Genomic DNA, 26,153 nt, shown 5'->3' on the forward strand with positions numbered 1-26,153 from the left:
TCTCGCCCTTTTAGTATTCTAGGCAACTTACTCTTGAGCAAGTACCTTATTTTTTCCTTTCACGATAGAAGCGAATACTGCGCCCGTCATAACCACAAGTAACACAGTGAGCGACAACCATGTTGGTACTTCCCAACTTGTTCCGACCAATATCATCTTGGTACCGATAAATACCATGATGATAGACAATGCAGGTTTGAGGTACACAAACTTGTCCATCATACCTTGTAGTACAAAGTAGAGAGAGCGAAGACCTAACAGAGCGAATACGTTCGCAGCCAACACCAAGAATGGTTCACGTGTCACAGCAAAGATTGCTGGAATCGAGTCCAAAGCAAACATCACGTCCATGAACGCAATAACGGTAATAACAATGAACATAGGTGTTACCAAGCGCTTTCCGTTCTCTTTGGTAAATAGCTTATTACCTTGATAACCTTCACTCACTGAGAAGAAACGACGAATAATTCGCTCTGGTACTGGGTTGACCTCTTCTTCACCTTTGTCACGAGCTAGCTGAATACCCGTCCAAATCAAGAAAGCCGCAAACAAGTATAGTACCCAATGGTATTGCTCTAATAATTGTGCGCCTACCGCAATCATAATCGCACGCAAGACAAGAGCACCGATAACACCCCATAACAAAGCACGTGGTCTTAAGTGTTCAGGAACAGCGTATTGATGAAATATGATTGCAAATACAAACAAGTTATCAACGCTTAAGGATTTTTCTAGTAGGTACCCTGTCACGAACGCTACCGTCGCTTTTTGAGCGCTATAATCACTCAATGGCGCATAGAAATCCCAGTAAACATAGATAGCCGCTGCAAAAACAAATGCAAGAGCGAACCACACCAAGCTCCAGATTGCCGCCTTCTTAATGCTGACAGCCCCACCACGGGTTTGCCAAATATCAAGAGCAACTAGCGCCAGTGTCATCACTGCGAAGCCAAGGTAAATCGTTGAAGTCATATTTCCTCCAGGACGGAGGGATTGAAAAGATATAAAGACAATCCCACCGCATACAAAAGCAAAACCCCACGTCATAGACATGTGATCGTAATGAATGCGTTGGTCTCGTCGAAGTTAAGCGATGCTTGAACTTATACTTACCGGATAGAGGCACAAATCAGTTTGTGCTCTAACGAGATGACGATAAGTAAACCAGAGGCGACTACTCCCCAAACAGCGCGGATTCTATTCCTCTGAATGCGCTACGTCTAGTCATTTTGTTCTGATTTTTGACAAATATTTTCTATCTATACGAATAGATAACGCCGACGTTAATTCGCTCTACTGGCACATAACAGTCGTTTATGATTGATGCATTTGTAGTGCCCTACAAATCAAAGCGTAGTAGGATAAGACGAATCATAAACACGACGTTAAGCAAGCAAAAACATCATGCGCATACCTACTAATATTATCACTGGTTTTCTAGGGACCGGTAAGACAACCACCATTCTTAATCTTCTCAAAAACAAACCAGAACAAGAAAACTGGGCAGTATTAGTTAACGAGTTTGGTGAGATTGGAATCGATGGCGCAATGATGACCGATCAGGGTGCGCTGATTAAAGAAGTCCCTGGCGGATGCATGTGTTGCGCAGCGGGCGTTCCTATGTCGGTTGCAATTACAGCTCTGCTCCGCACCAATCCAGATAGATTAATTGTAGAGCCAACAGGTTTAGGCCATGCTCATAAGGTTCTAGCTACACTATCGTCTTCGCAATTTGCTGACTACATTGACCTTCGTGCAACCATTGGATTAGTTGATCCTCGAAACCTCTCTATTGAAAAATACACCACCAACCAGAACTTCAATGACCAGTTGGCTATCTCTGACATCATAATCGGCAATAAAGCCGACCAGTGTAGCGAGGAAGACAAACAAGCCTTCTCTGAATGGGTCAGTCAACAAGTCCCTGAAAAATCATTTTCGCAATTGGTAGAAAATGGTGACTTTGCATTTGAACTTTTGGATATGCCAAGCAACGCCCAACAAAGTGAGCAAGTAGAAAGCCACCATCACGAACACGCAGAGATGGAGCCTCAGTTCCAACTGCCGCCAAATCAAAGCTTCATTAGAAAAGAAAATAAGGGCCAAGGTTACTTTAGTTGCGGGTGGATTTTCGGCTCAGAAGTTACCTTTAACTTTAATGACCTGTTCTCTGTGTTATCCGATCTCACAGCTGAACGAGTAAAAGGTGTGATGAATACCGGTGACGGTTGCTATACGTTCAATGTTAGCAATGGTGTGGTATCCGTTAATCAGGTGACATTGGAAGGTTTTGAGAGCCGTCTAGAAGTAATAGATAATCAACTGTTGCCGTGGGACCAGCTTGAGCAAGTGTTGCTTTCTATTAGCTCTGAGAATGATAGATAGAAAAAGTACTGTTTATCCCTTTTCGCCAGGATAAAAGCTAAAGATAACTCTTTTAAAATAACAAAAGGCGTACCGTCTAGTGTACGCCTTTCACCTCGTTACTCAATCGTGAGTTCGCGAACCATAACCGGACTATAGATGCCACTTGGTCTTGTACGAGGAATTAGAATTGAATAATGAATCCATCCAAATTGTGAGTAAGACCGATTGTTCCTCCCTGCAGGTCATTTGCCTTACGCTTTAAATATGGACCATATCCGGCGATTCGCAAGTTTTTAGGCATAAAAAAATGACTATTCGGAGATATATTGACGTAAGTCTCGTTTTTTATCCGCTATGCTAAGATTTTATCCATGTCGAAACTACGCAAATCTACCACTTTTTTGTTAGACTAGCGCGCACCAGATACAGCCATCCCCCAAGGAGCCTACTTGTGAACCTCAGACGCTTTACCAATGTTAAGAATGTGCCTCCATCACAGGCATCTCTAGCATTAGGCGTGATAGGTTTAGGGCAAGCGTGGTCACTCTATTTGCCAGGGGTCGGCGATACATTGCGCCCCTACTGTGTGCTCATCGGCGCATTGTTGCTGATTCCCGTTTTACTCAAATACTTCACCAGCTACACAACCTTCATCAATGACATCAAACACCCGCTGAGTGGCAGTTTGATGGCGCCGATGAGTATGGCACTGTTGGTGCTGTGTGATTACCTCGCTATTGTCAGTCCGAAAGTAGCGTATGTTCTGTGGTTTTTCGCCCTATCGCTGCATGTCACCATGATGGTGCTATTTTTCTCTTTCCAACTACAAAACTTTAAGATTTCCAACATCGTACCAAGTTGGTTTCTGTATCCTGTAGGGATAATCAGCAGTTCTCTAGCCGGTTCCGAATTAGGGTTAACGCAGTTTTCTGAAACTATCGCGATGATCTGTATCGCGATCTATTTCTTTATGTTGCCATTGGTTCTCTATCGCCTAGTGTTCGAAGGCAGCCTGCCACGAAGAGCTCGTCCAACTTTGGCGATTATGGCTGCACCCATCAACCTGACGCTGACTGCATACTTGGTTAACTATAAGCAACCCGACCCAGTATTAACTGGCGCACTAGCGGGCATCGCAATTACGATGACGATGTTGATTTACCTATGCTACGTCAGACTCATGCGTTTAAAGTTCCAGCCCTCTATCGCTGCGGTTACCTTCCCGTCGGTCATTAGCTCAATCGCTATGCATCGCCTGACTACTTGGTTTGAAAGCGACCACCCTCACTGGTATTGGCTACACAAGTTCGGCTTCTTAGAGCTTACGATCGCGACTATTTTGGTTATTTGGGTGTCTGGTGCTTATGTGAAGATGTACTGGCCGGAAAAGTTTGCGCCGAAACGATTCAAAGAAAGGCGTGAAGAGTATCTAAAGCATCGCCGAATTCGCTCTAAGAAATCGAAATCCGACCAAGCAAACTAGGGGTTATCCTCTTCTAGATACAAAAATGCCCACCGTTTACGATGGGCATTTTCATTCAATACTCTCAAGTTAGGGGCATAATAAACCTAGTTTGCCGCTTGAACTATCAGGGCACTTGCCTCTTGCTCCAATGAACTCACTAACTTCACCACTTCTTTGATAGAGTTAATACCCGGGTTATTCTTACGGTAACTCATGTAAAGTGGTTTCTGTAGCTGATCACATCCTGCCACTTTAAATAGCTGCTCACTCTCAATGAACGGCTCCACCAGCGCCTTTGGTAAGAATGCGTAACCACCTCGCTCGAGCATGAAGTCCAATGCAATCTTACCTGTCGATGTTCTAAGATAAGGAATAATTGAGTTCGGAATCAACTCTGAGTGTTTGCGAGCAAATTGCGTTCCCCAGTCTACATACACATAACGTAAGTCGCTTTGCGCATGAAGATCACCTGGGTGCGTCGATACCAACACAAGGTCAATAAGATCGATCACTTCACAGTGGAACTCATCTGCTTTCAATGGATCGAGTGAGAATGCCATATCCAGAGTTCGATCTAACAAACTACGATTAAGCTGTTCACGGCTTTGCGATTCAGCAGTAAAACCGTAGCCGGCCAATGAAATTGTCATCTTGCTTAATGCACTCTGAAGATAAGCATCCCAAGTATTTGGTGTTCCACCAATAATCAATTGCATCTGCTTGTGCTGCTCAAGCGTCAATTCAAGCTTTGCTTGTTGTAGTGTACTTACCATCGCTTCCGCATAAGGAATCAAACGCTCCCCTGAAGAAGTCAGCCGAATGTTATTCTTGGTTCTTTCAAACAACTGAGTGTCGAAATAGCCTTCGAGTTGTTTAACCCTCGCACTAACGGCTGCTTGAGTAATAAACAAGTTCTCCGCTGCACGCCCAAAATGGCGCTCTTTTGCCACTTCCAGAAGCGTTTTAAAAACCTTTACGTCCACACTAATACCTCTGCCCATTTAGGGCTATAAGATGCTGTTACCGTGTTGATTTGGCAACAATATTCTCTATCAGTTCGATAATTCTTTTTTGCTGTTGTTTCTCAAGTTTTGGCTTTACCTTTGCGCCGATGAACGTTTGTTGTTGTTCATTCATCACTCTACCAATTAACGAGAAATTAACCATGGATACTGAAATCCGCTTTGGCAAAAAACGTTTTTACGATCACAATAAGTTCCCTCGTGGCTTCGCTAAATCTGGCGACTTCACCCTTCTAGAAGAAGATTTATTGGTCACTTACGGTGAAACTCTTCTTGCATTAGAAAGTGGAGAGTTGTCTCCGGAAAACGCTGAAGAAAAACACTTCGTTAAAGTTGTCGCTCACCCAAATAAAGCAAAATCAAAGATTGAGCATACTTGGTTGAAGTATACGACGTTAGCGCGTGGCCGCCGCCGTTTCCACACCCTCAACAGTAGAGGTAAAGTGCAAGCACCACAAGCGGATGTGTACGAAGCTGATTACGATATCGAACTGGACTAATACAAATGAAAGCGCTCTTCGGAGCGCTTTCTTTTTTCTATTAACTCAACTTAAGCATTTGAACGCTTAGATGTCTCTTTTGCATTCTTCTCGATGAATTCGAAAATCATATCAGCGACGTCTTTGTTTGTTGCGTTTTCAATACCTTGCAGACCCGGCGAAGAGTTTACTTCCATCACTACAGGGCCGTTCTTAGACTGCAGCAAGTCTACGCCACATACGTTTAGACCCATTGCTTTCGCTGCCGCAATCGCCGTTGCACGCTCTTCTTTTGTAAGTTTAACCAGAGTCGCTGTACCACCACGGTGCAGGTTAGAGCGGAACTCACCCTCACCTGCTTGACGTTTCATCGCAGCAATCACTTTGTTGCCAACAACGAAGCAACGAAGGTCTGCGCCTTTTGCCTCTTCAATAAACTCTTGAACCAAGATGTTCGCTTTCATACCCATAAAAGCTTCAATCACGCTTTCAGCTGCTTTGTTGGTTTCTGCCAGTACAACACCAATGCCTTGGGTACCTTCCAGTAGCTTGATAACTAATGGTGCACCACCAACGTTCTTGATCAAGTCCTGGATCTTGTCAGGCTGGCTAGCAAATCCTGTACGTGGTAGTCCAATACCTTTACGAGACAGCAACTGAAGCGAACGTAGCTTGTCTCGAGAACGACTGATTGAGATCGAGTCGTTCACACAGAAGGTACCCATCATTTCAAATTGACGAACCACTGCTGTGCCGTAGAAAGTAATAGAAGCACCAATTCGTGGAATCACCGCATCATACTTAGGCAAATCTTGCCCTTTGTATCGCACCTTAGGTGAGTTACTAGTGATATCCATATAACAATGTAATGTATCGATAACATCAACAATGTGACCACGAGCTTCGCCCGCTTCTTTTAGTCGACGAGTAGAATATAGATTCTCATCTCTAGATAAGATTGCAATACGCATGATGCTTTCCCAAGTTATGGTTTTTAAGTGTTGGCTCGACTGAGCCGTGTTATACGGTCCGGGTGGACCTAGAGAGCATCGCTTCCTTCACTTTTTTTAATCGTTAGCAAAGGTATTTGATGATGGCGCGAAAGGTAACTGTTGAACGGAACAAAGAAAAACAAAAAAAAATTGTCGATACGATAAGCTAAGTAAATCTCAGCTACAAACAACAATAAAACAAAGAGTTAGCCCTTAAATACAGAGCAGTTTCCTGCCTTATTTAGTATAAAAAACACAAAACCCCGCAATTAGCGGGGTTCTATAAGTTCGATTGTTGTAGAGAAGCTATCTTAAACCGTGGAAAAACTCTGCACGAGTTGCTGGGTTTGATTTAAAGATCCCGCCCAGTGCTGTCGTGGTGGTCTCACTGGTTGCGTCCATTACGCCGCGTGATTTTACGCAATAGTGCGTTGCATCAATGGTCACGGCAACGTCTTCTGACTCTAGCAACGTTTGAAGTGCAATGAGGATCTGCTGCGTCATGCGCTCTTGAACTTGTGGGCGTTGAGCGAAGAAACGAACGATACGGTTGATCTTAGATAAACCAATGATTTTTCCGCGTGGGATATAAGCGACAGCCGCTTTGCCATCGATCGTCACGAGGTGATGTTCACACGTACTGGTCACAGTGATGTCTTTCACACGAACCATTTCGCTCACGTTCATCTTATTTTCGATGACCGTAATCTTCGGGAAATTTTGGTAGTTTAAGCCAGAGAAAACCTCATCAACATACATTTTCGCTATTCGGTGTGGGGTTTCCTCCAAGCTATCATCAGAGAGGTCTAGCTCTAAAAGAGAGAGGATTTCACGCATATGGTGTTCAATCTTTTCTTTCTTCTCTTCACGGCTGAATTCGTTTGGCAGCATCGGGGTTTCTAAGCCTCGACTTTCAAGCGCAGACTTCACTAATTGCGCTGATTCGCTCAATGCAGACATTGATTTCCCTCTTTAATGACAATATCAGCGCAAAGGATACTTGGATTTTTTAACAATTACACTTTTTTTTAAGCGCACGTTTTCTTGTTATCTCTTGATCTCAGGCATATTGCATCGCTAGAGGCAAAACACGATATATGCTAAGGTTCTTCGCCTAAAAATGATAATGATAGGAATCACTCATGGGTTGTTGTGACGCACCAGGCTTAATGCCAATTGAACAAGCACTAGAAAAGCTGCTTAACCCTGTTTCTCCAATTTCAGAGACACAAACCCTGCCCCTTGCAGACGCTTTAGGGTTTGTACTTGCGAAAGATATTCTCTCTCCAATTTTTGTTCCGCCATTCGACAATTCAGCAATGGATGGATATGCACTACGTCTCACCGATCTCGAGCAATCAAACGTGATGCCATTGGCAGGAAAATCATTCGCCGGCCAGCCTTTTGAAGGTGAGTGGCCTCAAGGTACCTGTATTCGTATCATGACAGGCGCAAAGATCCCTGACGGTTGCGATGCGGTTATCATGCAAGAGAACACTGAAGTGACAGACTCCGGCATTGTGTTCAATCAAACCGACGTAAAACCACAAAACAACATTCGTCCTACTGGTGATGACATTCGCCAGGGTGATGTTGTACTTGAGAAAGGTGCTCGCCTCTCGCCACGTGATATTCCTATGATTGCGTCTTTGGGTATCAGCCACATTGAAGTTATTCGCAAACCTAAGGTTGCGTTCTTCTCTACGGGCGACGAACTGAAAAAGCTTGGCGAATCACTCGAAGAAGGTCAAATCTACGACAGCAACCGCTACGGCATTAAGCCTCTTATCGAAAACTTTGGCTGTGAAGCGATCGACCTAGGTATTATCCCTGACTGTCCAGCAACCCTAAAAGCGACGTTTGAGAAAGCACAAGAGCTCGCCGATGTGGTGATTACTTCTGGTGGTGTCAGTGTCGGTGAAGCAGATTACACCAAGGATATTCTAGAAGAGTTAGGCCAAATCGGTTTTTGGAAACTGGCTATTAAGCCAGGTAAGCCTTTTGCATTTGGCTCGTTGGATAACGCGTGGTTCTGTGGGCTACCAGGCAACCCAGTGTCTGCAGTCTTGACCATGTATGTTCTAGTACAACCAATGTTAGCTAAGCTTTCTGGTCACACTCAATGGAAAGCACCTGAATCCATCCCAGCAACCACTCGTAGCGCTTTCAAGAAGGGTCCTGGCCGTACCGACTACCAACGTGGCATCTATACTATTGAGAACGGACAATTCTTCGTTGAAACCACAGGCAACCAAAGCTCTGGTGCATTCCGATCTATGAGTTTGGCTAACTGTTTTGTGGTTCTAGAGCGCGACCGTGGCAACGTTCAGGTTGGTGAAACGGTTCAAATTGAACTTTTTAACTCAACCCTTTACTAGGAAAGGTCATGGATATTCTTTCTGATACGGAGATCCTCTCCGATGAAGAAATGCTTAGGTATAACCGCCAGATTATCCTGAGACAGTTTGACTTTGAGGGCCAAGAAGCCCTCAAACAAGCATCTATATTGATTATCGGTGCTGGTGGTCTAGGTTGTGCCGCAAGTCAATATCTTGCAACGGCCGGAGTTGGCTCTATCACTCTTGTTGATGACGATATTGTTGAGCTATCTAATCTACAACGTCAGGTTCTCCACACAGATGAAGACATAAACCGTCCTAAAGTCGAGTCAGCAGCAGAGTCATTGAAAGCGCTGAACCCTCACTTGAGCGTGGATACACTTAAAAAACGACTCAGTGACAATGAACTGCAGCAGCTTGTTGATTCCCACACGCTCGTTTTAGATGCGACAGATAACGTCGATACTCGTAATCAACTGAACAAGCTTTGTTTTACGAGCAAAACGCCAATGGTATCTGGCGCCGCTATTCGTATGGAAGGACAAGTCAGCGTCTTCACCTACCAAGATGAAGAGCCTTGTTATCAATGCCTGAGTGCTTTGTTTGGTGATGGAACACTATCATGCGTAGAAGCCGGCATTATGGCACCTGTTGTTGGCATTATCGGTGCGATGCAAGCCCTTGAAGCAATAAAGGTGATAGCTAACCTAGGTCAACCACTTACAGGTAAGGTACTTATCTTTGATGCGATGACATTAAGTTGGCGCGAAATGAAGCTCATGAAGTTACCTTCTTGCCCTGTATGTAGCCAATAGACTGAGTTGCAGCGATAAGAAAAGGAATCACCATATGAACAATCCGAAGACCCTTATCGCTGCCTTTATTGTTGCCTGTATTCTGCTTTATACCGTACTAAAACTGTTCCAATCAGAGTCAAACGAAACCGTCACCGCCACAGTAGTTTCACAAACCCTAACTCAGTCTTTAGACGGACACCGTCGCTACCTAAACATTAAAACGAGTGATGGCGAAATCGCTTTATTGACGATTCCACCTTCTCAAGATTGCCCTGAAGGCTCACAAGTAAAACTCTCTAAACAATCCTATCAAGCGACAGATAAGCCAACGATGCGATTTATTAGTTGTCACCCACCCGTCAATTAACCTCTCACACTCGAAATCAAACTCGCTTAATACTTCATCTGCTCATCTAGGTTAAGGACTGTTAAGGCATTGCTTACGCTAGTTGCAATCACATCAATCGCCCCCGTTCTTAATGCACCCAATAAAGCGAGAGGTTTTGACGTTTCTGACGCTATCGCAATGACCTCGGCAATCGGTTTAAATTCTTCAATACTCAAGCCAATCACGCGATCATTCATAACCGTTGAAACCACTTCACCATTGACATCAAAGAAGTCATAACCTGCAAAGTCTCCAACTACACCCTGAAGTAAGCGAGATTGCACTACCTCACCGGCCGTGAACCATCCGAGTTGAACCATATGGCTGTTCTCGTTCATATCACCGACACCCACTAGAGCCAAATCAGCTTTGCGAGCAAGGTCTAAGGTTTGTTTCACTGTTGAGTTCTGCATGAACGCATCTTTTTGCGCTTTAGTTTCTGCATAGGCTGGCGCATAAAGCGTTTCAGAGGTACCACCATATTTCTTAGCTAGATGGCGACATATATGGTCGGCGTTGAATTTGCCCCCTCTTGGGTGGATACCACCGATGCCACATACAAACTTACACTCTCGCGGAGCAATTACACCGACATGGTGAGCGACCGACGCCACATTGCGACCTTGACCCACAGCGACCACAGTTCCGTTCTTTAAAGTAGAGGATAGATAGTTAGAAACTAAACCACCGATCATTTGCCGTTGATGCTCATCATCATCCTGATCCAGAGCGATTAATGCGCGCTTTACGCCAAAACGTTCGATTAAGCGCTCTTCGATACGCGCACTAAAAACCGGGTGATACTTAACCGTGATTTCAACGATCCCCTCATCACGAGCTTGCTTTAGTAAACGACCTACTTTTGCTCGTGAGACTGAAAATTTCTTGGATATCTCTTCTTGGGTTGCACCGTTTTGGTAATAGCTGACTGCAATCTCAGTCAATAAATCGGTATGTTCGGATGGGGATTCAACTTGCTGTGACATATTTGGACCTGGTTCAAGGCATTAACAGTAGCAATAATTCTACCTCTAACTTAGAGAAGCGTGCAACATTCGCTCACTACCATTACATATGCTCACACCTTGATTTATCCACTGTATGGTGAGCAAATGTCCACGCAAACGGTAAGCCTATAAGCAACGAACAATTATTAGTGACACTCATCACTTCTGAGCAAGATCACACATTGACTAATAAAGAAAATGGCGCTAATTATGGAATCAACATTTACACAGCAAGTGGGCAGATGTTCAAAGTTTCAATCACAATGAACATCACTCAACAATCACGTTAAACGCCCATTAATTTAACTTGCTTAACAAACGCTAAAACACTAGCCAACTAATGCTGAGTGTTGCCCCCAAGAGATAGGACGATCGAAATGAGCAATAAACTAGAACAACTTCGTAAATTAACGACAGTAGTAGCAGACACTGGTGAGATTGATGCGATTAAGAAATACCAACCAGAAGACGCAACAACGAACCCATCTCTTATCCTAAAAGCAGCTCAAATTGAAGAGTACGCACCGCTAATTGAACAGTCGATTGCTTACGCAAAGTCTCAAAGCTCAGACAAAGCTCAGCAAATCCAAGACACTTGTGATGCGCTTGCAGTAAACATCGGTAAAGAAATCCTTAACGTCATTCCTGGCCGTATCTCTACAGAAGTAGACGCGCGTCTTTCTTACGACACTGAAGGCAGTGTTGCTAAAGCGCGTCAGCTAATCAAGATGTACAACGATGCGGGCATTTCTAACGATCGCATCCTAATCAAACTGGCTTCTACTTGGGAAGGTATCCGCGCTGCTGAAATCCTAGAGAAAGAGGGCATCAACTGTAACCTAACACTTCTATTCTCTTTCGCTCAGGCTCGTGCGTGTGCTGAAGCTGGCGTATTCCTGATCTCACCATTCGTTGGTCGCATCATGGATTGGTACAAAGCGAAAGAAGGTCGTGACTTTGAAGCTCAAGAAGACCCAGGCGTAATCTCTGTATCAAGCATCTACAACTACTACAAAGAGCACGGTTACAACACTGTAGTGATGGGCGCAAGCTTCCGTAACATCGGTGAGATTCTAGAACTTGCTGGTTGTGACCGCCTAACTATCGCTCCTGCGCTTCTTGCTGAACTAGAAGCTGCTGAAGGCGAAGTAGTAGAGAAGCTGGTTGACACTAAGGGCACTAAAGAGCGCCCTGCTCCAATGACTCACGCTGAGTTCCTATGGGAGCACAACCTAGACCCAATGGCTGTAGAGAAAGTTGCTGAAGGTATCCGTAACTTCGCTGTAGACCAAGGCAAACTAGAAGACATGATTGCAGCGAAGCTATAAGAATTTCAGTTCCTAGCCGAGAGTAACCTAGTTCCTAGATGAATCAATTCTAGGAACTAGCAACTAAGAACTTCTCTTCCTACATAAAAAATTCAATCGAGAAACACACATGAATCGTCCATCTATTTCAAAAAAAGATTTAGCAAACGCAATCCGTGCACTAAGCATGGACGGTGTACAACAAGCAAACTCTGGTCACCCAGGCGCGCCTATGGGTATGGCTGATATCGCCGAAGTTCTTTGGCGTGATCACCTAAACCACAACCCACAAAACCCAGAGTGGGCTGACCGCGACCGTTTCGTTCTTTCAAACGGCCACGGTTCAATGCTTATTTACTCTCTGCTTCACCTAAGCGGCTACGAGCTATCAATTGATGATCTGAAAAACTTCCGCCAGCTTCACTCTAAGACTCCTGGTCACCCAGAGTACGGCTACGCACCGGGTATCGAGACAACAACCGGTCCTCTAGGTCAAGGCATTACTAACGCGGTTGGTATGGCGATGGCTGAGAAAGCATTGGCTGCTCAGTTCAACAAAGAAGGTCACGATATCGTAGACCACTTCACTTACGCATTCATGGGTGACGGCTGCCTTATGGAAGGTATCTCGCATGAGGCATGTTCTCTTGCCGGTACTCTTGGTCTAGGCAAACTGATCGCATTCTGGGATGACAACGGTATCTCTATCGATGGTCACGTTGAAGGTTGGTTCTCTGATGATACGCCTAAGCGTTTCGAATCTTACGGCTGGCACGTAATCCCAGCAGTAGACGGTCACGATCCTGAAGCGATCAACACTGCGATTGAAGCGGCGAAGGCAGACCCTCGCCCTACTCTAATCTGTACTAAGACGATCATCGGTTTTGGTTCACCAAACAAATCTGGTTCTCACGACTGTCACGGTGCACCTCTTGGCCATGATGAAATTGCGGCATCAAAAGAAGCATTGGGTTGGGCACACGGTCCATTCGAAGTCCCTGCTGATATCTACGCTGAGTGGGATGCAAAAGAAGCGGGCGCAGTAAAAGAAGCGGCTTGGAACGAGAAGTTTGACGCATATGCAGCGGCTTATCCTGCAGAAGCAGCAGAGTTTAAGCGTCGTATCAATGGCGACCTACCTGCTGAGTGGGAAGAGAAAGCAAACGCAATCATCGCTGATCTTCAAGCAAACCCTGCTGACATCGCATCACGTAAAGCCTCTCAAAATGCATTAGAAGCGTTTGGTCAAATGCTTCCTGAGTTCATGGGTGGCTCTGCTGACCTTGCTCCCTCAAACCTAACCATGTGGTCTGGCTCTAAGTCTCTCACTGGTGAAGACTTCTCTGGTAACTACATCCACTACGGTGTCCGTGAGTTTGGTATGACGGCTATCATGAACGGTATCGCACTGCACGGTGGTTTCGTTCCTTACGGTGCGACTTTCCTAATGTTCATGGAATACGCACGTAACGCGATGCGCATGGCGGCTCTGATGAAAGTTCAGAACATCCAGGTTTACACGCACGACTCTATTGGTCTGGGTGAAGATGGTCCTACGCACCAACCTGTTGAGCAAATGGCTTCTCTACGTCTAACGCCAAACATGAGCACATGGCGTCCATGTGACCAAGTGGAATCTGCAGTAGCTTGGAAACTGGCTATCGAGCGTAAAGATGCACCAACAGCACTTATCTTCTCTCGTCAAAACCTTGCACAGCAAGAGCGTAACGCAGAACAAGTAGCGAACATCGCTAAGGGTGCATACATCCTGAAAGATTGTGAAGGCAAACCAGAGCTTATCCTTATCGCAACAGGTTCTGAGGTTGAGTTAGCAGTTGAAGCTGCAGCGCAGCTAACAGCTGAAGGTAAGCAAGTACGCGTTGTTTCAATGCCTTCTACTGATGCATTCGACAAGCAAGACGCCGCTTACCGTGAAGCAGTTCTACCATCAGACGTAACAGCTCGTATCGCTATCGAAGCGGGTATTGCTGACTTCTGGTACAAGTACGTTGGCTTCGGTGGCAAGATCATCGGTATGACTACGTTCGGTGAATCTGCACCAGCAGGCGAACTGTTCAAGATGTTCGGTTTCACAACTGAAAACGTGGTGAACACAGCGAAGGAGCTTCTAGCTTAATCCTAAAGAAGCCCAAACGAATGAAGCCTCGCAACTGCGAGGCTTCTTTTTATCTACAGCATTTCTGATTAAAACGTTGCGTTGATACCAACGAAGTGGATACGGCCATCGAATGTGCCAACTTGTCCAATATTCGCTCTATTAATATCGACACTACCTAAGTCTGCATACTCATAGAAGAAATCAATCGTGGTGGCATTCCATTTGGTTGATGCACCCACTGAGTAACGCCATTGCTCACCAACGGGAAGATCAGCCCACTGTTTCTTGGCATCATCTTGAGGCGAAGACTCATAAGAAATACCCGTCTTTAGTCTCCAATCAGAATTTAATCGGTAATCAGCTGCTACGGCAAGTTTCCAAACGTCGTCCCAATCACGATTAATTTCGATCGGGGTCCTATTTGGCAATAGACCAAAATCTAAAACTGTGCTGTCCCATTCACTCCAGCGGTGTAATTGAACACTTGTAAGTAAATTTAAGTCTTCTGTAAGACCATATCGCACGCTAATATCAGCGATAGCTGGAACGTTGATGTCAGTTGAAACTTGGTTAAGTAAGTTTAACTCTTCAATATCTGTACGGTTTTTCACATCAGCACTAAACTCGTGCTCTAAGCGTGATCTAAAACTAAAGCCGACATCTAAATTATCTGAATGACGATACATTACACCCATATTGAAGCCATAAGCCCAATCAGCGTCCTGTTGGATAGAGAGAGCTTCCGTATCTTGTTCTAGAGATCCCCAACTAAACTGAGCTCCCATGCCCCATGACCATTGGTCGTTCACCTTAAAAGAAAGCGATGGGTTGATCTGCAATACATTCAGTGTAATGCTGTCGAGCGTGTTTGCTCCCGCCCAGTTAGTTCCATATGTAAGACTAGAACCACCAGCCGCACCAAAAGCCACACCGAAATGAACATCGTCATTTAGTTGACGAGTATGAAATACAGCTACTGATGGAAGATAAGATTGAGCACTGCCATCACCACTTCCAAGCTTATCGTCGAAGTCCATCTTAAGATCAAACGCTAATGCATTCACTGTTGTCATCGACTCGCCCATATGTGACATAGTTGCTGGGTTTGCCCACATCGCAGCAGCAGATTCGGTGTAAACACCATCACCTGCGCCCGTTGTACCAGCATTGGCAACAACAGCTTCTTGCAGGAATAAGCCACTCGCCATACTGGTCGTTGAAAAGGTTGCGGCGATTAGAAATGAAAGAGAACGAATCTTAGGGGTGAAACGGTGTGTGCTATTCGACATAACAATGCTCAATTCAAAAGTGTTCAATAAAAAGTTTAAACGCGCACTGATTGTATGACAGAACAATATAGCTAATAGGAATACTCGTTATTCCTTGAGTTAAAGCGACAAATATACAATCTAAGATTCAAAGATTGATCCTATGTTTACACGACACATCCTCCAAATGGGTGATTAAAGCCAGCACCAATTCAGTTATATTTCCAAATCAGATGACAGAATTATGACAACGCATTAACAACGCTAGGCTTAACCTCGGCGCAACACCATAAAATAATCAAAATTAACCGCGCCTATTCATTCCACTACCCCCATGAAAATCTAAGGATGGATATATGACTCAAACTTCAACTCTTGTTTACAACGCAATTTGTAGTCTTTCTAAACAACCCGCTTCCGAGCATGCTCAAATACGTCAAGAGCTTTACAACACCCTGCAGCTGTCTAATACCAAACAATTTGCACTCTACTCTTATGTATTAGGCCCTGCTAGTGCTGGCAAAATTTTTGATGTGCAAAGTGCCGTAAACTCAGCTTTAGACATTATCGAGCCAACTCACTAGGGTCTGTTGACCTAACATCTTAATATCAAGTCTTAGTCAACTAGCCTCAGTACGAGGCTTTTTGTGTTTCCCTTTAACTACTTTTGAAATCTAGTTACAAGTTAAAGCCCATTCTCTGCAGGCCACTTTAATTCTCATGCCTAAAGTAGAGAATATCGTGATACACATCACACACTAAAAACCCACCACCACAACACCAACAAGATCCCGATCACATAAAATATGTAAAATTTGGTTACCGTCACACTGCGTATGATACATTTCTGCCGATTGCACAATTGCATATACTCCATACGATAAAACATGAGGTCACCATGATATCTCCAGATTCAAAAATCAAAGCACAAAGCGTAGGACGCTTTTTGTCGAATATGGTGATGCCTAACATCGCAGCGTTTATCGCGTGGGGATTGATATCTGCACTATTTATTCCAACAGGTTGGATGCCCAACGCGCAACTAGCGCAAATCGTTGAGCCTATGATCAACTACTTGTTGCCACTGTTAATCGGCTATACCGGTGGTCGCATGCTCCATGGAGAACGCGGAGCTGTAGTAAGTAGCATCATGACAATGGGGCTGATCGTGGGTGCTGATATACCGATGTTAATGGGTGCGATGGTTGTTGGTCCTCTTGGTGGCTTATGCATGAGAGAGTTCGACAAACTCACTAACAACCGTATCAAGAATGGCTTTGAGATGTTGGTAAACAACTTCTCTGCCGGCATTATAGGAATGATTGGCGCTATCGTGGCTTTTTACTTCATTGGCCCAGCGGTGACGGTTGTTTCAGCCATGCTGACCGCAGGTGTTGAGGTAATGGTTGACACAGGTACTCTTGTTATCGTCGCTGTTCTGATCGAGCCAGCTAAGGTGCTTTTCCTTAACAACGCCATTAACCATGGCGTGCTCTCACCAATTGGTGTTCAGCAAGTTCAAGAATTTGGCCACTCAATCTTCTTCTTAATCGAATCTAACCCTGGCCCTGGTCTCGGTATTTTGCTCGCTTACATGATGACGACACAAGGCCAAGTAAAACAGACGGCTGCAGGCGCAACGATCATCCACTTTTTTGGTGGTATCCAAGAAGTGTATTTCCCATATGTAATGATGAAGCCTCGCCTACTAATCGCTTTAATATTGGGTAGCATGACAGGCATTGCGATCCTCAGCGTGTTCAACTCAGGCCTTATTTCTGCCGCTTCTCCTGGCTCTATCGTGTCAATCCTACTAATGACACCAAAATCATCACTGTTAGGTGTTAGCCTATCGGTACTTGTATCGACTGCAGTGTCATTTTTAACCGCTTTAACCTTGATCAAATGGGAAAAACGCAGAGAGCAATCAGAGACTAGACAATACGAGCAAGATTTCGTTATCGAAGAACCGGAACATTTTGAGCATACCGTCGGCAAGCAAACGTTATCGGTATCAGAACAAAACATCTTCTTGGGACTAAAAGCAGAGTCAAAAGAGGAAGCCATTAAATTTGCCGGAGAGCAATTGGTCAAACTAGGCAATGTTCAACAAGAATATGTTGACGGTATGCTTAAACGCGAAGCTTTACTCTCAACGTATCTTGGGGAAGGCATCGCTCTTCCACACGGTATGATTGGTGAAAAACAATATGTTAACCAAACGGGTGTGGTCTTCTGTCAATTCAACGAGGGTGTACTTTGGGGAGTTGATGAGAGCGACACTGCACAGATCGTTGTGGCTATTGCTGCAAAAGGAGACCAACACATACAGGTTATCTCGTCGATCAGCAACGCACTGGATGATAACGAAGCGCTTCAAACTCTAAAACAAACAACCAATGTTGAAGACGTTATTCGCATCCTAAACAAACAATAATAACTACACTTAAAGTCAGTTAAAAAACACGAAAATACAATGATGGTTCAATCACGGCTTAATGAATCCATCCACTTACCTAACGAAAATGAGTTGCTTGAGGTTATCTCGCAAGCTGATAACGCAAGCTCGGTGATTAACGCGGCCTACCATGCGTTAGACGACGCGGTCGGGGCTTTGACTCAGCGGCTGTTCGCTCACAATGATTGTGCCATTCAGTTTGTTGTCGATCCTTTAATGAGCAACGATGGCCCACTGGGCGATATGATCGTCAGAAGCAAGCTTTTGTTAGGTTTGGGGATGATTCCTAAAGAAAATTACGAAGATATCGAGTGCTTTGTCCGCTTGAAGGACTGGCTCGAAAAGCAAGAAAATAAAGTCATCGACTTCACTCAACCGGTACTTCTTACTGAACTAAGGACGGTCCAAGCGATTAAGCGATGTATGCCGATAGAGTATGACCCAAGCATGATTAGTGGTCTATCAGACAGCATGCTAAAAATGTTCATCGAACGCCACAATCAGAAAGTGAAGTCGACGATTGTGATCGCAATTACTGATATCGTGAGTCAATTACGCTCAACCGAGCCCTATAACCCTAGCTAAACTCCAGGTGCAACTTTAGTTTGCACCTCTCTTTCCAAACATTCTATCTACCGTGGCCATTCTAAATAACGGTTTTTTCTATAAAACACCTTCTATCTCGCCTAGCAAATAAACAACTGATATCACCAAGCACTTTATTTCGTGACTTAGGGTTACAATCCCGGCTGTTAATTGTGTATATTTATTGTAAAGCGCAGAACAAGATATTGTTAACAATGCCGTTAATTAAAGTGAGATATCTTAGGTTGTTAAGGAGTAACACATGACTAAGCTAGAAAGCTTGTTGAACATTTATGAGATATCAGAAGAAGATATCAAGATGATTGCTGAGCTTGGTGAACGAGCGATCCCTCTACTCGATGATTACGTAGAGGAGTTTTACACTTGGCTAGCGCCACAACCTGAATTCCGCCAATACTTCTCTGACCCTAATAGGCTTCAACACGTTAAAGCAGCACAAAAGAACTATTGGCATCAAGTATTTATCGCTAATGTTGATGATAACTACCTATCAAGTCGTGAAAACTTAGGTATTGCCCACGCAAAAATTGGCCTTAGTCTCTCTAGCTACTTTTCAGGAATGAGCAAGAGTTTAGCGTTTTTCCAAGAAGCACTCACCGACGATTCCAATCCTGAATATTTCGACAAACAACAAATCGCGTTGGCAAAGCTCGTTCACTTAGAAACAGCGGTAGTTGTGGAAGCGTACTCAAACGTAACGCAACAAAAGATCGAGCAGCAGAGTCGTTCTCTAATCGAAATGTCTACTCCTGTGACCTCCATTTGGGATGGCGTTTTGATGCTACCTATCGTCGGTATTCTCGACTCCAAGCGCGCACAAGACTTAATGCATACCGTACTTGCTAAGATTGGTGAGACGCGATCTAAAGTGATCATTCTGGATATCAGTGGTGTGGCAGTAGTCGACACTGCCGTTGCCAACCACATCATTAAAATTACCAAGGCTTCTAAGCTGATGGGCTGTGGCTGTATTGTTTCTGGCTTATCTCCTGCTATCGCACAAACGATCGTCGAGTTGGGCATCGATGTTGATAGCCTGACGACAACGGCAACATTGAGCGATGCTCTAGAATCCGCATTGACCGCTGTTGGTTTGCGAATCGTAGCTGGGTAATCCTATGTTTAGTGATAGTGCCGTTGTATTGAACAAAGTCGGGAATGCGCTGATCGTTACTCTGCAAACTACCTTGACTGACGAAGTTCTGAACCAGTTCCAAGCGCGTATTCTCAGTAAGATTTCCGAGGTAAAGGTCAGTTATATCGTCTGTGACCTCTCGGGTATGGAACTCATCGATATGGAGGAATATGCCTCTATTACCACCAGCTTGAAAATGGCGGCAGTCATGGGTGTCAAAACCATCATCGTGGGCTTAAACCCTGGGGTTGCAGCCATGATTGTCGATTCAGACCTCGATTGTGATTCGTTTAAATATGCGCTCAATATTGAGCAAGGCCTTTCATTGGCAAAACAGTAGTAATCATCTAGACGTAAATATGGAAGTGAACGATGACAGAGCGTTATGAAGTCAATGATGAAGCGAGTTTTCAAACTGCTCTTATCGAAGTGCGGACCAACCTAGCGCAAACCGGATTCAATGAGATTCAAGCTGCCAAGTTCTTAACCGCGGTGTCTGAGTTGGCACGCAACATTCTTAAGTACGCAGAGCGCGGGTGGTTAGAAGTAACACCTATCCATCATCTTAACCGATCTGGTTTGCAGGTGGATGCCATCGATTTTGGGCAAGGAATTGACGATATAGAGAAAGCCATGTCAGAGCACTACAGTTCAAGTGGGACACTTGGCCAAGGCTTACCCGGTGCAAAACGATTGGTCGATGAGTTCGATATTAATACTTCACCACAGGGAACGACGGTTCGAGTGAGGTCTTGGGTTTGATGACATTTTCTCGCTATGCCATAAAAAACCGAGCTTTTTGGAATGAAAGTGTCAGTGGAGACACCGTCGTTTATCAGGAACGTGATTCACAAGCGCTTATGGCAGTCATAGATGGCGCAGGTCATGGTATCGACGCTCATAACCTCTCTTCTAAGATGGGTGATTTTTTAAATGACAGTCAGGATTGGTCAAACCCATCTCAGCTAATTGAACAATTGCATCAGATATTTTCCCCAAGCATTGGTGCTGCAGTGGGGATCGCGGTAGTAGACAATATCCAGCGTACCATCACCTTTGCCGGTGTAGGAAACATCTCGGCTTATTTACTTGGTTTCAACGATCAAAGTCTAACCTCTACCGATGGCAGTGTGGGTTACAACATGCGCAAGATTTCGGTTTCGACAACAGACCTTTCTGCTGGAGATATTGTTCTGCTCCACAGTGATGGCATTCAGTCTCGTTTCTATACTCAGTATGACCCTGACTGCAAGAAACAAAGCGCCAACGAAATTCTAGACTACGTATTTAAAAATTTTGAAAAACAACATGATGATGCGTCATGCATTGTCTATCGAGTTTAATATGAGTTCTCTTGCCCAATTAACCATTAACAGTCCAGATACGATCTACAGTGTTCGTAAGAAGATCTTCGAAGTCGGTAAGTTATGCGGCTTAGAAAACATCTACATGGTCCGAGCAGTTGGTGCCGTATCCACACTGCTTAAGCGGCTCTACAAAAAGAATGGACCGCAGAACCTTGCAGAGCTGTCGATCACGCACCATGTATCAAGCTCTAAAAACCAATTAGTTATTGAAATATCGACGGTTGAGATGATCCCCCTCTCAGCAGAAAAAGAGCTTTTATTCGAATGTAACTTTGTCGAATTAGCTGATCAAAACCGAACGTTGATTCAGCTCGCGATACCGCTAACAAGTGTTCAATCGAATACACTAGATAATAATACCGCGCAGATACAAGAAACCTTTAATCACAAGTCTCGCCAAGAGCTACTGTCTGAACTCGAACTAAAAAATCTGTCTTTAGAGAACCATTCAAAAGCACTAGAAGAAGAAGTGACTCAACGTACTGAGCAGCTTCAACAAGCAAAACTACAAGCGGACTCAGCAAACAAAGCCAAAAGTGACTTTCTTGCCAATATGAGTCATGAGATACGAACCCCGATGAACGCGATTATCGGTATGTCTCACCTGGTGTTACAGACTCAGTTAGAGCGTAAACAGCGCAACTATATTGAGAAGGTTAACCTCTCAGCAGAATCCCTCTTGGGGATCATCAACGACATCCTCGACTTCTCTAAGATAGAAGCAGGTAAATTGCAGCTTGAGCACATTCCTTTCCGCTTAGAAAGCGTGATGGAAAATCTTGCCAACCTAATTACCTTTAAAGCAGAAGAGAAAGAGCTCGAATTTCTGTTTGATATAGACTCAAATGTGCCTAACGCGCTTATCGGAGATCCACTGCGCCTTGGGCAAGTCCTTATTAATCTTGCTAACAACGCCGTTAAATTTACTGAGTCAGGCCAAGTAGTCGTTAGAGTGACTTCAGAGCGGTCTAGTCATGAAAAACTGACACTCAAGTTTGCAGTGGTTGATTCTGGTATCGGTATGACCCAAGAGCAACAAGGCAAATTGTTCCAGTCATTCTCTCAAGCAGATACTTCAACAACACGTAAATATGGTGGCACAGGGCTTGGCCTCACCATCTCGCAAAAACTGGTTCAACTCATGGGTGGCGAGATAAACGTGCAGAGTGAACGTGGCGAGGGAAGTACCTTTACCTTCACTGCAGAAGTGGACATCGATGCCTCCTACGATGCAAACAAGACAACCAGCCCAAATATTCCACAGTTACAGAACCTTAAAGTTCTCTCTGTTGATGACAACTCAACGGCTAATGAGATCCTCACTCACCTCCTCCGCTCTTTCGGCTACGACGTCGTTACACTGAACTCTGGTCAAAAGGCGATCGACCTTTTAAATCAGCCCGACCATGGCATCGACCTCGCAATTATTGACTGGAAGATGCCAGGATTAGACGGTTACAGCACGGCAAAGATCATCAAAGAATCCATGGATTTACCCATTATCATGGTTTCTGCTGCGAGCTTAAATGAGCTCAAAGCACACGATGAATCCATTCTTGATGGGGTATTGAGTAAGCCTGTATCGGCGTCCTCGTTATACGACACCTTGATGGAAACCTTTGGCTTCCATGACAATAAACAACAGGATCGCAAACAGATCTCCAATGATGCATTGGAGGCCCATATTGCGAAACTCGCCGGTTCGCAGGTACTTTTAGTCGAGGATAACGAGTTAAACCAAGAACTGGCACTCGAATTTCTCACCTCAAAAGGTATTTCCGTCACGGTGGCAGAAAATGGGCTTAAAGCACTGAACCTAGTTAAGAACTCTGAGTTTGATGGTGTTTTGATGGATTGCCAGATGCCAGTGATGGACGGCTTTGAAGCAACCAAAAACATCCGTGGGCTTGGTGGTGAGTATACCAATCTACCGATTATCGCAATGACTGCTAATGTAATGACATCGGATCGCCAGAAAGTGATCGAAGCAGGTATGAACGATCACATTGGTAAACCGATACGCGTAGAAGATATGTTTGCGACCATGGCTCATTGGATAACACCGGCTAATCCTGTCGAAGTAACCATTACTGATACGTCTGAAGCTAGCCGCAATCCCGAACTCCACGTTGCTCTCGCCGAAATCAAGGATTTGGATACAGAGAAAGGCCTTTTCAACACGCAAAACAACGTAAAGCTCTATCACAAGCTTTTGACTCAATTTGTATCAAGTCAATCTTCATTTTCTGAACAGTTCGCATCAAGTTTCTCTAACAAAGACTACGCCACATGTACACGCCTAGCTCACACTCTCAAAGGCTTATCAGCGACCATAGGGCACCAAACGTTGGCAGACCTCGCCGGACAACTGGAACATGCGTGTGAAGCCCAAGACGTAATAGAGATACAGCGACCACTGGAGAGCGTTCAACCACTACTCACTAGCTTCTTAAAAGCACTGAGTGCGATGAATGGTGAAAAAACCACACAATCCTCAGTAGCGAATGAGATGTCTAATGATGAGCTTGTTTCACGCTTGAACAAACTTGCTGAAGCATGTGATGAATTTGACTCAAGCGCTCCGGACCAGCTTGATGAGATCTTTGAATACACAATTGATCCGAGCTTGAGCCTGGAGTTAAAGACAGTTAAAAAATCACTCGAAGAGTATGACTTCGATACTGGCTCCGAGCTCATACAAGCCCTGATTCAGCGAATCGAAAGCTAAATTACATAATACGAGCTCAGGCCAAGGATACGAACTAAGACAAACGGGAAGCCGAGGCTTCCCGTTAAAATTCTAAATTGGCTACGCTAATGACTTTTCAACCGCGGCCTTGGCGTGAATAGCCGTGGTGTCAAATAATGGCACGCTGGTATCTTGCTGCTGAACAAGCATTGCAATCTCAGTACAACCCAAAATTACCGCTTGTGCGCCTTGCTCATGAAGATCTTGAATGATTGTAAGGAAGTCGGTTCGAGAGCGATTATTCACGATGCCTTGTACAAGCTCTTGATAAATAACATCGTGTACCAACTTTCTTTGCACCCCATTGGGTACGATAACGTCAATACCATGCTGCTCTTGTAGACGACCTTTGTAGAAATCCTGCTCCATCGTAAAAGCGGTACCGAGCAAGCCAACTTTATGCACACCCGCTGCTTTAAGCGCTTCAGCGGTTGCATCCGCGATGTGCAATAGTGGGATAGTAATGGCATCTTCAATTTGATTTGCCACTTTGTGCATGGTGTTAGTGCAAATCAACACGAAGTCGGCACCCGCTCGCTCTACTGATTGTGCTGCTTGAGACAACATTTCTGCAGTTTGCCCCCACTCCCCTGCATGTTGGAGTTTTTCTATCTCATCAAAGTTGACACTCACCATGGCGATTTTTGCAGAATGAAACCCACCTAGCTGTTGCTTCGTCAGTTCATTGATTTCTTTGTAGTAGTTTGCTGTCGATTCCCAGCTCATACCACCTAACATGCCTATAGTTTTCATATATATCCTTTATGAAATGCGTTGAGACCAACAAAAGAATAACAATGCACTAAGGGAATACAAGCATGTTTATGAGATTACAAAAACAAGAAAGCGGAGCCCAAAGGCTCCGCTAGTCACTATGAAGTATGTTAACCGTATTAAGCTACGAGATTAGAATTCGTAGAATAGACGTACACGTGCACCGAAGTCATCGTGCTCATCAAATGCGTTTGCATCGTTAGTCTTGTTATCAACAGTTGTGTAGTAAGTACCTAGTAGTACAGAGAAGTCTTGTACAGATAGTACGTCAGCAAACTCGTAAGACGCGTAAACAGTGTTTACATCCACATCACCTTCTGCGTAACCAGAGATTTCTTTGTTTTCGTACTCAGACGTACCGTAGATGTATCCTAGACCAAAGCCTTTGTAAACTGCGTTTAGGCCAGCAGACATGTTAGTCTCATCTACAGCATCCATATATGCAAGGTTTGCATTAACTGTAATGTCTTCTTTAGCCCAAGTACCTGTCAAACCGTAGCCTGTACGATCCATTAGGTCGATTGTTTTACCACCTTGAGTAACTGTTAACGCATCTTTAACTAGTTGCGTCTCAATTGCTGCTGCAAAGCTAAAGTCACCCACTGAGTAACCTACAACCGGACGAAGAGCAAACGAGTCTTTCGCGTCATCATTGATTTGTTGACCGTGGTAAGTACCACCAACACCGTCAGCAAAGAAGTTTGTGCGATCACCAATCATGGCACCTACTTCTACGTATAGGCCACCAAAGTCTTGCGAGTACATGATTTGACCATCAGCACCACGACCACGCGCTTCTTTCATTTGGTAAACATACGAAGTTCCGTCAACGTATAGTTCGTTCGACGTGTCACCTGAGTACTCTAGGAATACATCTAGACCCACAGGGAACATGTCGTATGCTTCAAAACGACCAGCTTTAACACCCCAACCATCTACTTTACCGAACTCAAAGTACGCATCATCCATTGCGACGTTGCCAGTGCTTTCGAAAAGTGGTTGAGCTTTAACACCTACGTAGTGGCCGTTGTCAGAGAACTTCTGGCCAGCAAACTCGATAAGAACACGACCATCCTGGTTGAACTCGCTATCGTCTTTCATATCACGGTCTTGGTAGTTGAAGTTAAGCTCAACGTTACCACCGATAGAGAAGTTACCTTCTTCACTATCTACGATGCTGATGCCTGCGTTCGCAGCCATAGCAGATGAAACAAGTACAGCTGCAAGTGATAATTTAAATGTATTTTTCATGTTAACCCCAAGGTTGCATTATTATGATTTATTTTATTTTTCACTCTCTTGCTTAATCACTAACGCTATTTTTTGGAAACCGTTATGTAAGACCAACAAGAGAATCAAATTTGTTGTCGAAAGAAACTTGTCTGAGCTCTTTCGTTTCGATGGGGAGAATTCTGCACAATAAAACAGTGTTCAACAATTTAAGTTCAGATAAATTGCCTACCTAAATCACGTTTTTAGAAAAATAAAAACAGCCTTTAAAATCAACAACTTAA

25 protein-coding genes are annotated in these 26,153 nt (G+C 44.4%); 17 read left to right on the forward strand and 8 right to left on the reverse strand.

The genetic code is table 11. The features are described from left to right. Positions 1 to 27: 27 nt before the first annotated feature. A complete protein-coding gene (locus DPF91_RS09405) occupies positions 28 to 972 on the reverse strand; it encodes a TerC/Alx family metal homeostasis membrane protein (RefSeq protein ID WP_117234150.1) in 945 nt (314 codons plus the stop codon). Positions 973 to 1,404: 432 nt separating this feature from the next. Between DPF91_RS09405 and DPF91_RS09410 the strand changes: the two genes are divergently transcribed. Both DPF91_RS09410 and DPF91_RS09415 read left to right on the forward strand, forming a co-directional pair. Next, positions 1,405 to 2,385: a CobW family GTP-binding protein gene (locus tag DPF91_RS09410; RefSeq protein WP_117234151.1), complete on the forward strand. Its 981-nt coding sequence runs from the start codon at positions 1,405 to 1,407 to the stop codon at positions 2,383 to 2,385. Positions 2,386 to 2,818: 433 nt separating this feature from the next. Then, positions 2,819 to 3,850, forward strand: a complete 1,032-nt coding sequence (locus tag DPF91_RS09415; protein WP_117234152.1) for a TDT family transporter — start codon at positions 2,819 to 2,821, stop codon at positions 3,848 to 3,850. A gap of 86 nt (positions 3,851 to 3,936) precedes the next feature. On the opposite strand, the gene DPF91_RS09420 is transcribed toward DPF91_RS09415, so the two are convergent. Beyond that, on the reverse strand, positions 3,937 to 4,815 hold the full coding sequence (locus DPF91_RS09420; protein ID WP_117234227.1) for a LysR family transcriptional regulator: 879 nt from the start codon (positions 4,813 to 4,815) through the stop codon (positions 3,937 to 3,939). 182 nt (positions 4,816 to 4,997) lie between these two features. Here DPF91_RS09420 and DPF91_RS09425 point away from each other — a divergent pair, with 182 nt between their 5' ends. Next, positions 4,998 to 5,354: a MaoP family protein gene (locus DPF91_RS09425; RefSeq protein WP_117234153.1), complete on the forward strand. Its 357-nt coding sequence runs from the start codon at positions 4,998 to 5,000 to the stop codon at positions 5,352 to 5,354. A gap of 50 nt (positions 5,355 to 5,404) precedes the next feature. Here DPF91_RS09425 and rimK read toward each other — a convergent pair whose 3' ends face one another. Beyond that, positions 5,405 to 6,304 carry a 30S ribosomal protein S6--L-glutamate ligase gene (gene rimK, locus DPF91_RS09430; protein WP_117234154.1) on the reverse strand — a complete coding sequence of 300 codons (900 nt, stop codon included), beginning with the start codon at positions 6,302 to 6,304 and terminating at the stop codon, positions 5,405 to 5,407. A 327-nt stretch (positions 6,305 to 6,631) separates the two neighbouring features. Continuing rightward, positions 6,632 to 7,285, reverse strand: coding sequence for a GTP cyclohydrolase I FolE (gene folE / locus DPF91_RS09435; RefSeq protein WP_117234155.1), 654 nt, complete (start codon positions 7,283 to 7,285; stop codon positions 6,632 to 6,634). 182 nt (positions 7,286 to 7,467) lie between these two features. On the opposite strand from folE, the gene moeA reads away from it, so the two are divergent. Genes moeA through DPF91_RS09450 form a run of 3 tightly spaced genes read left to right on the forward strand, consistent with a single transcriptional unit; the run spans position 7,468 to position 9,828 of the window. Beyond that, complete coding sequence (gene moeA / locus DPF91_RS09440; RefSeq protein ID WP_117234156.1) at positions 7,468 to 8,703, forward strand: molybdopterin molybdotransferase MoeA; 1,236 nt, start codon at positions 7,468 to 7,470, stop codon at positions 8,701 to 8,703. Between the two features lie 8 nt (positions 8,704 to 8,711). Further along, complete coding sequence (gene moeB, locus DPF91_RS09445; RefSeq protein WP_117234157.1) at positions 8,712 to 9,479, forward strand: molybdopterin-synthase adenylyltransferase MoeB; 768 nt, start codon at positions 8,712 to 8,714, stop codon at positions 9,477 to 9,479. Between the two features lie 34 nt (positions 9,480 to 9,513). Further along, on the forward strand, positions 9,514 to 9,828 hold the full coding sequence (locus tag DPF91_RS09450; protein ID WP_117234158.1) for a hypothetical protein: 315 nt from the start codon (positions 9,514 to 9,516) through the stop codon (positions 9,826 to 9,828). A 26-nt stretch (positions 9,829 to 9,854) separates the two neighbouring features. Here DPF91_RS09450 and DPF91_RS09455 read toward each other — a convergent pair whose 3' ends face one another. Continuing rightward, a complete protein-coding gene (locus tag DPF91_RS09455) occupies positions 9,855 to 10,835 on the reverse strand; it encodes a sugar-binding transcriptional regulator (RefSeq protein WP_117234159.1) in 981 nt (326 codons plus the stop codon). A 170-nt stretch (positions 10,836 to 11,005) separates the two neighbouring features. Here DPF91_RS09455 and DPF91_RS22065 point away from each other — a divergent pair, with 170 nt between their 5' ends. The 3 genes from DPF91_RS22065 to tkt all read left to right on the forward strand — a co-directional run bounded on the left by DPF91_RS22065 (position 11,006) and on the right by tkt (position 14,300). Then, positions 11,006 to 11,146 carry a hypothetical protein gene (locus DPF91_RS22065; RefSeq protein WP_164684113.1) on the forward strand — a complete coding sequence of 47 codons (141 nt, stop codon included), beginning with the start codon at positions 11,006 to 11,008 and terminating at the stop codon, positions 11,144 to 11,146. An 87-nt stretch (positions 11,147 to 11,233) separates the two neighbouring features. Beyond that, complete coding sequence (tal, locus tag DPF91_RS09460; RefSeq protein WP_117234160.1) at positions 11,234 to 12,184, forward strand: transaldolase; 951 nt, start codon at positions 11,234 to 11,236, stop codon at positions 12,182 to 12,184. A gap of 109 nt (positions 12,185 to 12,293) precedes the next feature. Beyond that, positions 12,294 to 14,300, forward strand: a complete 2,007-nt coding sequence (gene tkt / locus DPF91_RS09465) for a transketolase (RefSeq protein WP_206355549.1) — start codon at positions 12,294 to 12,296, stop codon at positions 14,298 to 14,300. 68 nt (positions 14,301 to 14,368) lie between these two features. On the opposite strand, the gene DPF91_RS09470 is transcribed toward tkt, so the two are convergent. Next, complete coding sequence (locus DPF91_RS09470) at positions 14,369 to 15,571, reverse strand: OmpP1/FadL family transporter (protein ID WP_206355550.1); 1,203 nt, start codon at positions 15,569 to 15,571, stop codon at positions 14,369 to 14,371. Positions 15,572 to 15,906: 335 nt separating this feature from the next. Between DPF91_RS09470 and DPF91_RS09475 the strand changes: the two genes are divergently transcribed. The 8 genes from DPF91_RS09475 (at position 15,907) to DPF91_RS09510 (ending at position 23,844) form a co-directional block, all read left to right on the forward strand. Beyond that, positions 15,907 to 16,134, forward strand: a complete 228-nt coding sequence (locus tag DPF91_RS09475; RefSeq protein ID WP_117234161.1) for a PAS factor family protein — start codon at positions 15,907 to 15,909, stop codon at positions 16,132 to 16,134. 314 nt (positions 16,135 to 16,448) lie between these two features. Continuing rightward, a complete protein-coding gene (mtlA, locus tag DPF91_RS09480) occupies positions 16,449 to 17,987 on the forward strand; it encodes a mannitol-specific PTS transporter subunit IIC (protein ID WP_117234162.1) in 1,539 nt (512 codons plus the stop codon). 39 nt (positions 17,988 to 18,026) lie between these two features. After that, on the forward strand, positions 18,027 to 18,593 hold the full coding sequence (locus DPF91_RS09485) for an MltR family transcriptional regulator (RefSeq protein WP_241033794.1): 567 nt from the start codon (positions 18,027 to 18,029) through the stop codon (positions 18,591 to 18,593). Between the two features lie 262 nt (positions 18,594 to 18,855). Continuing rightward, positions 18,856 to 19,728, forward strand: a complete 873-nt coding sequence (locus tag DPF91_RS09490; RefSeq protein WP_117234163.1) for a protoglobin domain-containing protein — start codon at positions 18,856 to 18,858, stop codon at positions 19,726 to 19,728. Positions 19,729 to 19,732: 4 nt separating this feature from the next. Then, positions 19,733 to 20,089 carry an STAS domain-containing protein gene (locus DPF91_RS09495; protein WP_117234164.1) on the forward strand — a complete coding sequence of 119 codons (357 nt, stop codon included), beginning with the start codon at positions 19,733 to 19,735 and terminating at the stop codon, positions 20,087 to 20,089. Positions 20,090 to 20,121: 32 nt separating this feature from the next. Further along, on the forward strand, positions 20,122 to 20,511 hold the full coding sequence (locus DPF91_RS09500) for an anti-sigma regulatory factor (RefSeq protein ID WP_117234165.1): 390 nt from the start codon (positions 20,122 to 20,124) through the stop codon (positions 20,509 to 20,511). Next, positions 20,511 to 21,092, forward strand: coding sequence for a SpoIIE family protein phosphatase (locus DPF91_RS09505; protein ID WP_117234166.1), 582 nt, complete (start codon positions 20,511 to 20,513; stop codon positions 21,090 to 21,092). The genes DPF91_RS09500 and DPF91_RS09505 overlap by 1 nt, the downstream gene beginning before the upstream one ends. 1 nt (position 21,093) lies before the next feature. Continuing rightward, the gene (locus tag DPF91_RS09510) at positions 21,094 to 23,844 is read left to right on the forward strand and encodes a hybrid sensor histidine kinase/response regulator (protein ID WP_164684115.1); all 2,751 of its coding nucleotides are present in this window, start codon (positions 21,094 to 21,096) and stop codon (positions 23,842 to 23,844) included. A gap of 81 nt (positions 23,845 to 23,925) precedes the next feature. Here DPF91_RS09510 and DPF91_RS09515 read toward each other — a convergent pair whose 3' ends face one another. Together DPF91_RS09515 and DPF91_RS09520 are read right to left on the reverse strand one after the other, a co-directional pair. After that, positions 23,926 to 24,618 carry an aspartate/glutamate racemase family protein gene (locus DPF91_RS09515; protein WP_117234168.1) on the reverse strand — a complete coding sequence of 231 codons (693 nt, stop codon included), beginning with the start codon at positions 24,616 to 24,618 and terminating at the stop codon, positions 23,926 to 23,928. A 153-nt stretch (positions 24,619 to 24,771) separates the two neighbouring features. Continuing rightward, the gene (locus tag DPF91_RS09520; protein ID WP_117234169.1) at positions 24,772 to 25,890 is read right to left on the reverse strand and encodes a carbohydrate porin; all 1,119 of its coding nucleotides are present in this window, start codon (positions 25,888 to 25,890) and stop codon (positions 24,772 to 24,774) included. Positions 25,891 to 26,153: the final 263 nt, after the last annotated feature.

Origin of the sequence: Vibrio maerlii (genome assembly GCF_003415655.1) — a bacterium.
Classification (GTDB): Bacteria; Pseudomonadota; Gammaproteobacteria; order Enterobacterales; family Vibrionaceae; genus Vibrio; species Vibrio maerlii.

Bases quoted from the DNA above. Each gene is read 5' to 3' on its own strand.
- DPF91_RS09470 (WP_206355550.1), bottom strand. From the start codon at position 15,571: ATGTCGAATAGCACACACCGTTTCACCCCTAAGATTCGTTCTCTTTCA.
- moeB (WP_117234157.1), top strand. From the start codon at position 8,712: ATGGATATTCTTTCTGATACGGAGATCCTCTCCGATGAAGAAATGCTT.
- tkt (WP_206355549.1), top strand. From the start codon at position 12,294: ATGAATCGTCCATCTATTTCAAAAAAAGATTTAGCAAACGCAATCCGT.
- DPF91_RS09510 (WP_164684115.1), top strand. From the start codon at position 21,094: ATGAGTTCTCTTGCCCAATTAACCATTAACAGTCCAGATACGATCTAC.
- DPF91_RS09500 (WP_117234165.1), top strand. From the start codon at position 20,122: ATGACAGAGCGTTATGAAGTCAATGATGAAGCGAGTTTTCAAACTGCT.
- DPF91_RS09405 (WP_117234150.1), bottom strand. From the start codon at position 972: ATGACTTCAACGATTTACCTTGGCTTCGCAGTGATGACACTGGCGCTA.
- DPF91_RS09450 (WP_117234158.1), top strand. From the start codon at position 9,514: ATGAACAATCCGAAGACCCTTATCGCTGCCTTTATTGTTGCCTGTATT.
- DPF91_RS09410 (WP_117234151.1), top strand. From the start codon at position 1,405: ATGCGCATACCTACTAATATTATCACTGGTTTTCTAGGGACCGGTAAG.
- DPF91_RS09485 (WP_241033794.1), top strand. From the start codon at position 18,027: ATGATGGTTCAATCACGGCTTAATGAATCCATCCACTTACCTAACGAA.
- DPF91_RS09490 (WP_117234163.1), top strand. From the start codon at position 18,856: ATGACTAAGCTAGAAAGCTTGTTGAACATTTATGAGATATCAGAAGAA.
- DPF91_RS09475 (WP_117234161.1), top strand. From the start codon at position 15,907: ATGACTCAAACTTCAACTCTTGTTTACAACGCAATTTGTAGTCTTTCT.
- tal (WP_117234160.1), top strand. From the start codon at position 11,234: ATGAGCAATAAACTAGAACAACTTCGTAAATTAACGACAGTAGTAGCA.
- DPF91_RS09425 (WP_117234153.1), top strand. From the start codon at position 4,998: ATGGATACTGAAATCCGCTTTGGCAAAAAACGTTTTTACGATCACAAT.
- DPF91_RS09505 (WP_117234166.1), top strand. From the start codon at position 20,511: ATGACATTTTCTCGCTATGCCATAAAAAACCGAGCTTTTTGGAATGAA.
- rimK (WP_117234154.1), bottom strand. From the start codon at position 6,304: ATGCGTATTGCAATCTTATCTAGAGATGAGAATCTATATTCTACTCGT.
- moeA (WP_117234156.1), top strand. From the start codon at position 7,468: ATGGGTTGTTGTGACGCACCAGGCTTAATGCCAATTGAACAAGCACTA.
- DPF91_RS09455 (WP_117234159.1), bottom strand. From the start codon at position 10,835: ATGTCACAGCAAGTTGAATCCCCATCCGAACATACCGATTTATTGACT.
- DPF91_RS09495 (WP_117234164.1), top strand. From the start codon at position 19,733: ATGTTTAGTGATAGTGCCGTTGTATTGAACAAAGTCGGGAATGCGCTG.
- folE (WP_117234155.1), bottom strand. From the start codon at position 7,285: ATGTCTGCATTGAGCGAATCAGCGCAATTAGTGAAGTCTGCGCTTGAA.
- DPF91_RS09520 (WP_117234169.1), bottom strand. From the start codon at position 25,890: ATGAAAAATACATTTAAATTATCACTTGCAGCTGTACTTGTTTCATCT.
- DPF91_RS09515 (WP_117234168.1), bottom strand. From the start codon at position 24,618: ATGAAAACTATAGGCATGTTAGGTGGTATGAGCTGGGAATCGACAGCA.
- mtlA (WP_117234162.1), top strand. From the start codon at position 16,449: ATGATATCTCCAGATTCAAAAATCAAAGCACAAAGCGTAGGACGCTTT.